Here is a 5,604-nt window from a genome sequence, read left to right as displayed (position 1 = left end):
GGGGTCTCCTCCCAAGTCAAGACGAATTTGACATCCCCGCGAGCGGGGATCAAGGAGAGGTGTGTCTTGACTTGGGCTTCTTACAGGTGACCCCTATGTATAACATAGGGATGGAAGATTTGAGGAAAGGAAACGGATTGGACAACAACGTAACAGTGCTGCTGGAGAAAGTGTCCAAGACTTACCAGATGGGCGAGGTCGAGGTGAAAGCCCTCAAAGAAGCTGACCTGATCGCAAAAAAAGGCGAGTTTCTCGTTGCCCTTGGGCCCAGCGGTTCAGGCAAGACCACCATGCTGAACTGCATTGGCGGCATCGACTCGCCCACCAGCGGCAAGATCGTTGTTGGCGGTCACGACATCTCCACCTTTAATGAGAAGGAGCTCACCAGGTTCCGCCGCAACACCGTCGGATTTATTTTTCAGTTCTTCAACTTGATACCGACACTGACCGCGCGCGAGAACGTCGAGTTCGCGCTCGACCTGGTGCAAAAAGAGAAGCGAACCAATGCGCTCGACATTCTCGAGCAAGTCGGCCTCGGTGACCGCGCAAATCACTTCCCAAGCCAGTTATCTGGCGGCGAACAGCAGAGGGTCGCCATCGCGAGAGCGCTTGCCAAGCGACCGCCGATCGTGCTTTGCGACGAGCCCACGGGCGAGTTGGACTATGACACGGGAATTATGATCCTCAGGCTCATGCGCGACATAGCCGTGCAGGAGAATTGCAATTTCATGATGGTCACGCACAACTCCGCAATCGCGCAAATCGCCAACAAGGTCGTCCACCTTCACAGCGGCGAGATATCAAATATCGTCACCAACGAGAATCCGGCTGACCCGGAGAGTCTGGTCTGGTAAAGCAGTTCCATGACCGCGCTCGACGTTCCGAGGTCAATGTCCAATTTGGATGATGTCAGAAACCTCTGTCCCGCTCCTGCCCAGTGTGCCCGCGGGCAACTCGATGGTGGCGCGCGCGCGGAGCGCCCACGGAGAGAGACGCCAGGACTTCATGTTGTGAACGCACCGGAGCGCCTTGCCGGCCCTGTCGAGGAACAGAACATCTATCTCGAAGCGCATCCCGAACGTGTGAACCTGTCGGCGCCGCGGGAAGAGCATCGCCTCTCCAGCGTTCATGGAATCGCGGCCCAGGAGGCCGCGCCGGCGTTCGCGACCGGTCATCGCGAAATGGGCATCGGTTGCAAGAACCGCGCCGCGAGTGACGTTGACCAGGCGCGCCATCAACGCAACACCATGCCACGGTAACCGGCGGAATGCGCCTCGAGGTCACCGGCGTCAGCGAAGCTATAGTACGCTCCCGCGCAACCTACGATAACGTGGTCCAGCATCGGAATGCCGAGGATGCCGCCAACTTCCTCGAGCCTGCCGGTTATGCGCCTGTCTTCGTCTGAGGGCACAGGGTCCCCGCTTGGGTGATTGTGGGCAAAGATTACCCCCGACGCCGCGTTGCGGACAGCCGGACGGAAAGACTCGCGTGGATGGACGATGCTGGCGGTGAGAGTGCCTTTCGATATCACCTCTGTTCTCATGAGCCGGAGTTTGGCGTCAACCATCGCGCAACTGAACACCTCTGTGCGCTCACACGCCATGTCCGGCCAGAAAGCGTTGTAAACGTCCGAGCTCGAGCCCAGCCGCGCGCCGGGAACGGCGCCGGCGAGAGAGCGCCTGCCCAGCTCGAGGCCAGCGATAATCGCGGCTGCTTTCGCCCGCCCGACGCCTTTTACCTTGACGAGCTCCACGCAGGACGCGTCGCGGAGCGCCTCCAGTCCTCCGAACCTGTCGATCAACTCGCGCGATATCACGATCGTGTCGCGCCCCACCCCGCCCGCGCCAATCAGCAAGGCGAGCAGGTCGATATCCTGGAGTGAGGACGCGCCATCCGCGGTTAGCAACGCTCTCGCGCGGTCGCCGCGATTTCCGGGGTTCGAGCAAGTGGAAGACATAGGCCACCTCTTTCCGGCTGTTGAAAGCCGCATGATGGAGAGGGCAAGAACCAATACAAGCACATTGTACTACGATGCGCCGACAAAAGAAAGAAGCGCGGACGAAAATTTGATTCGCTACAACCCGAACCAGCAAGGGTCAGGCGCCGTCTACCGCTTGCGCGATTGATTTCGACAGGGTCAGGCGCCGTCTACCACTAAAGCGGTAGACGTTGCCAGACCCTTCTACGCAGTAAATGTGGACGGCGCCTGACCCCTAATTGTTGGTATCATATCCAAATGACGAAGCCGAACAGCAGCGAGCGCAACGGGAAGATTATCGCGATATCGGATACCCACTTCGGGGACAAATCGCAGTTGCTCAACGATGAGCGACTGGTGGATCGATTCATGGAAGTTCTCTCCGGACGCGGCGCTATCGCGGAACTGATTTTGCTCGGCGACATAGTGGATCTCTGGATGAAGACATTAGTTCCGGCGCTCAAACATGCAAGATATTTTTTCCATAGCCTGTCCCTGCTTGAAAACGTGGAGAAGGTCATGTACATCCCGGGTAACCATGACCACCAGATGTTCCTTGACGCGTTTCGTCTCGAGATAGACGTGAGGGTCATGCAGGGAAACCTCACCGTGCCGAAGTTCATGCCGGCTCGCTCGTACGGCGACACCATCCTGAGCGGTCTTGCCCATCCAGGATCCAGAATCCATTTCCCGATGACCTACCCCTTCGTCTCACGGCGGGTGAACGGGAAGGACGTCATCTTCACGCACGGCCACCACCTGGACTTCTACGCGACCTCGTACGGATGGGCGCGCACTTTCTGGCTGGGGCGATACATAATCAGGCGCAGAAGGAAAAAAGCGTCACTTCACGATATTGAAATGGCGAACATCCCATTCTGCGGCGCCATGTCCATGTGGCCGTGGGTTCCCGAGCTGGTTAACGAAGGCCTGCGTTTCTATCACGTCATCAGTTTCTTCGAAAGGCTCCTCCACTCAAATCGCCTGCGCGAGTCGCCGTTGCGCGATTCGCTTGTTAAAGAAAGCTACAAGGAAATAGAACAGTTGCTGCCGCAACTGGGGCATCCTCATCCCGCGGGATTCATCTTTGGGCACACGCACAGGCCGGGACTCGGCAAGTTGCCTGACGCGGATACGACAATCGCCAACACGGGTTCCTGGACGCGCTCACCCGATAAAAGTATCCCCGTGAAGACGTGGATCGAAGTGGACAACGACATAAAGCTCTTCAAGCTGGGAAGGGAAGGGCCGGAGCTCTTGAACAGCGCGGCCCTCTAACAAAGGAGAATTACGTTGGATTGCCCGAACAGTGACGCCAACTTCTCGTTCTGCAACTGCACGTACGAACCGTGCGCCCGGAAAGGACGGTGCTGTGAGTGTGTGCGCTATCACATCTCGATGAAGCAACTCCCGGCGTGCGCGTTCTCAACGGATGCCGAACGGACGTACGACCGCTCGTTCGCGAAGTTTGTCGAAGAAAACAGTTAGAGACTTGCCACTCCCGCGCCCATGAAAGGATGAACGGCATCGGAAGCAACGGGCCAAAAATTAAGCGTCGCGCCGTGGCCGAAGCCTGACGCGACACCCTCTCCCTTGTTAATTGGCCTGCTCCTCACTAGCTAAGCAAGCAAACTCATAATAGCAGATCAAGCAAGTCCCTGTCAAGCGGAGCGGATCTACTGAGTTCTGGGCTTGATGACGACCTCATTCATCCGCGTGCCAGGCGTGACCTGATTGACCACGTCCATGCCCGAGACAACTTCGCCGAACACGGTGTACTGGCCGTCGAGCGAAGGGGTGTCCGCCAGGCATATGAAAAACTGGCTGCCGCCTGAAGTGGGACTTTGTGAACGGGCCATCGAGAGCGTGCCTGTCTTGTGCGGGCGGCTGTTGAACTCCGCGGGCAGATAGTAACCGGGCCCGCCTGTGCCGACATCCGGCGCGTTAGGATCCTTGCTCTTTGGATCTCCACCCTGGATCACAAAGCCGGGCTCCACCCTGTGGAACGCTGTTCCGTTGTAAAAGCCCGTCCTCGCGAGGTTGATAAAGCTCGCCACGGTCACCGGCGCCACGTCCGGGAAGAACCGCAGGATAATGTCACCTTTGTCCGTCTTGATTACGGCCTCGACGTTTGCCCCATCCTGAGCGTTGGGGAAATCAGAGAGCGTCTTCACCGGCTTCCCGTCAGGACCCATCTGCTGGCTCGACGACGGCACGGAGGAAGGCGCGGTCGCCGGCACCGTTAACTTCGACTCTTTTTCTTTTTTCTCAGATACTCCGCATCCTCCGATCATAATCGCCGATATCGCCACAATGACGAGGGCAATCAACATGGTTGAAAATGTTTTCTTCATTGCTCTCCTTCCTTCCTCCGCTCATAAGCGCCGATCTCAAACATACTGAAACATACCGCCAGGAGCATTGAGAGTCAACCTGTGAAAATTGATAATCGCTGTTGAGTGATGTTTCCCCGTATGCGTGTATTGGCTGGCATTTCCCCGTATAATCATCAACGGAGGGATGGCAGAGTGGACGATTGCGACGGTCTTGAAAACCGTTGAACATCGCGAGGTGTTCCGTGGGTTCAAATCCCACTCCCTCCGCCAGCGGGCCCGTCAGGGCCCTCTGGTGGATGGAGCCGGCTGAAGAACACGCGGCGGGGTCACCGCGCGCCGCGAACCACGCTTACCTGTTAGACAGTCACCTGACAACAGCAGAGACTTCGAATCACGCTCCCAGTTGTGGCCTTGAAGCTTAAGGGCATCCAGACCCAGTTCTCGAGCTTCTTTCTCGGAGAGCCGTTTCTGTTCATACTCGACGCGGCTTTTCTTCGAGATGATGATATCAGGTCAAAACGGCAGCATCGGTTGCGGGAATTTACAGAACTTTAGGGGCTTGGCCCGATGTACTTCAACTTTAACGGTAACACCACTGGCGGAAGCAACACAATGGGCTTCAGCCAGTAGCGCAAGACTCGTTCAGAAGGAAAGACGGCGCTTGGTTCGATCGGGCGCCGTCCTCTTTTCCTGTTGTTGATTGGTATATACGCATTCAAGTCAGAACACGCGCCCGTAGCTCAATTGGATAGAGCGTCCGGCTACGGACCGGGAGGTTCGGGGTTCGAGTCCCTGCGGGCGTGCCATCCCTTTTCCATCAAAATCCACAAATCTGAACTGTCAGTGCTCGCTTTAGACGAAAAACATCGTGAGCGCCGTTGCCTGGTTTGTTTGCGTTTTCGCAATCGCATGATATAATAAATTTTTAGTGAAAATTCACAAAGACCTTGAGGGTCTTTTTTTTATGCCTACTTTTAGCCATTGGTCAAGAATGTACCGCACCCGGTTCCCTGGACACAACTTTGCGGCTCATGCGACCGCCTCCACTTCCCTTGCGTAGTAGGCTTCCCGCGCCTGGCGGGGGCTTAGATATCCGTTCTTTTCTAAGAGCCACTGCTCGTTGTAGAGTTCCACGAAATCAGCGACGGCTTGCCTGACCTCCTCGATGGTGTCGAATACGCGTCCGTAGACCGCCTGCTCCTGAAGGGTGCGCAGGAAGCGCTCGGCGACCCCGTTGGTCTGGGGCTGCTCCAGGAAAGCGAAGCTCTTCGCGATGCCCCAGGCTTCTAT

General features: G+C 56.8%; 7 protein-coding genes and 2 tRNA genes. 5 read left to right on the top strand and 4 right to left on the bottom strand.

What is annotated here, in order from left to right; genetic code table 11:
- Window positions 1–110: 110 nt before the first annotated feature.
- Window positions 111–854: a macrolide ABC transporter ATP-binding protein gene (locus CVT63_07740; GenBank protein ID PKQ27495.1), complete on the top strand. Its 744-nt coding sequence runs from the start codon at window positions 111–113 to the stop codon at window positions 852–854.
- Between the two features lie 33 nt (window positions 855–887).
- Here the strand turns inward: CVT63_07740 and CVT63_07735 are convergent, their stop codons facing one another.
- Window positions 888–1,235 (bottom strand): hypothetical protein, encoded by a 348-nt coding sequence (locus tag CVT63_07735; GenBank protein PKQ27493.1) that lies wholly within the window; start codon window positions 1,233–1,235, stop codon window positions 888–890.
- Window positions 1,235–2,011: a hypothetical protein gene (locus CVT63_07730; GenBank protein PKQ27492.1), complete on the bottom strand. Its 777-nt coding sequence runs from the start codon at window positions 2,009–2,011 to the stop codon at window positions 1,235–1,237. Before CVT63_07730 ends, CVT63_07735 begins: the two co-directional genes overlap by 1 nt.
- A 225-nt stretch (window positions 2,012–2,236) precedes the next feature.
- On the opposite strand from CVT63_07730, the gene CVT63_07725 reads away from it, so the two are divergent.
- Window positions 2,237–3,256: a hypothetical protein gene (locus CVT63_07725; protein PKQ27491.1), complete on the top strand. Its 1,020-nt coding sequence runs from the start codon at window positions 2,237–2,239 to the stop codon at window positions 3,254–3,256.
- Between the two features lie 15 nt (window positions 3,257–3,271).
- Complete coding sequence (locus tag CVT63_07720) at window positions 3,272–3,466, top strand: hypothetical protein (protein ID PKQ27490.1); 195 nt, start codon at window positions 3,272–3,274, stop codon at window positions 3,464–3,466.
- 188 nt (window positions 3,467–3,654) lie between these two features.
- Here CVT63_07720 and CVT63_07715 read toward each other — a convergent pair whose 3' ends face one another.
- Window positions 3,655–4,173: a peptidylprolyl isomerase gene (locus CVT63_07715; GenBank protein PKQ27494.1), complete on the bottom strand. Its 519-nt coding sequence runs from the start codon at window positions 4,171–4,173 to the stop codon at window positions 3,655–3,657.
- A 319-nt stretch (window positions 4,174–4,492) separates the two neighbouring features.
- Between CVT63_07715 and CVT63_07710 the strand changes: the two genes are divergently transcribed.
- Both CVT63_07710 and CVT63_07705 read left to right on the top strand, forming a co-directional pair.
- Window positions 4,493–4,584: transfer RNA gene (locus CVT63_07710), tRNA-Ser, on the top strand.
- Between the two features lie 459 nt (window positions 4,585–5,043).
- Window positions 5,044–5,120, top strand: a tRNA-Arg gene (locus CVT63_07705).
- A 223-nt stretch (window positions 5,121–5,343) separates the two neighbouring features.
- On the opposite strand, the gene CVT63_07700 is transcribed toward CVT63_07705, so the two are convergent.
- A complete protein-coding gene (locus CVT63_07700; GenBank protein ID PKQ27489.1) occupies window positions 5,344–5,604 on the bottom strand; it encodes a hypothetical protein in 261 nt (86 codons plus the stop codon).

Origin of the sequence: Candidatus Anoxymicrobium japonicum (assembly GCA_002843005.1) — a bacterium.
In the GTDB taxonomy this organism is placed as follows: Bacteria; Actinomycetota; Geothermincolia; order Fen-727; family Anoxymicrobiaceae; genus Anoxymicrobium; species Anoxymicrobium japonicum.
Note: the sequence above shows the minus strand (reverse complement) of the source record. Positions and strands in the feature narration are given on the sequence as shown.

Excerpts from the sequence above, each read along its gene's own strand:
- CVT63_07735 (PKQ27493.1), bottom strand. The coding sequence starts at position 1,235 with ATGGCGCGCCTGGTCAACGTCACTCGCGGCGCGGTTCTTGCAACCGAT.
- CVT63_07715 (PKQ27494.1), bottom strand. The coding sequence starts at position 4,173 with ATGGGTCCTGACGGGAAGCCGGTGAAGACGCTCTCTGATTTCCCCAAC.
- CVT63_07725 (PKQ27491.1), top strand. The coding sequence starts at position 2,237 with ATGACGAAGCCGAACAGCAGCGAGCGCAACGGGAAGATTATCGCGATA.
- CVT63_07740 (PKQ27495.1), top strand. The coding sequence starts at position 111 with ATGGAAGATTTGAGGAAAGGAAACGGATTGGACAACAACGTAACAGTG.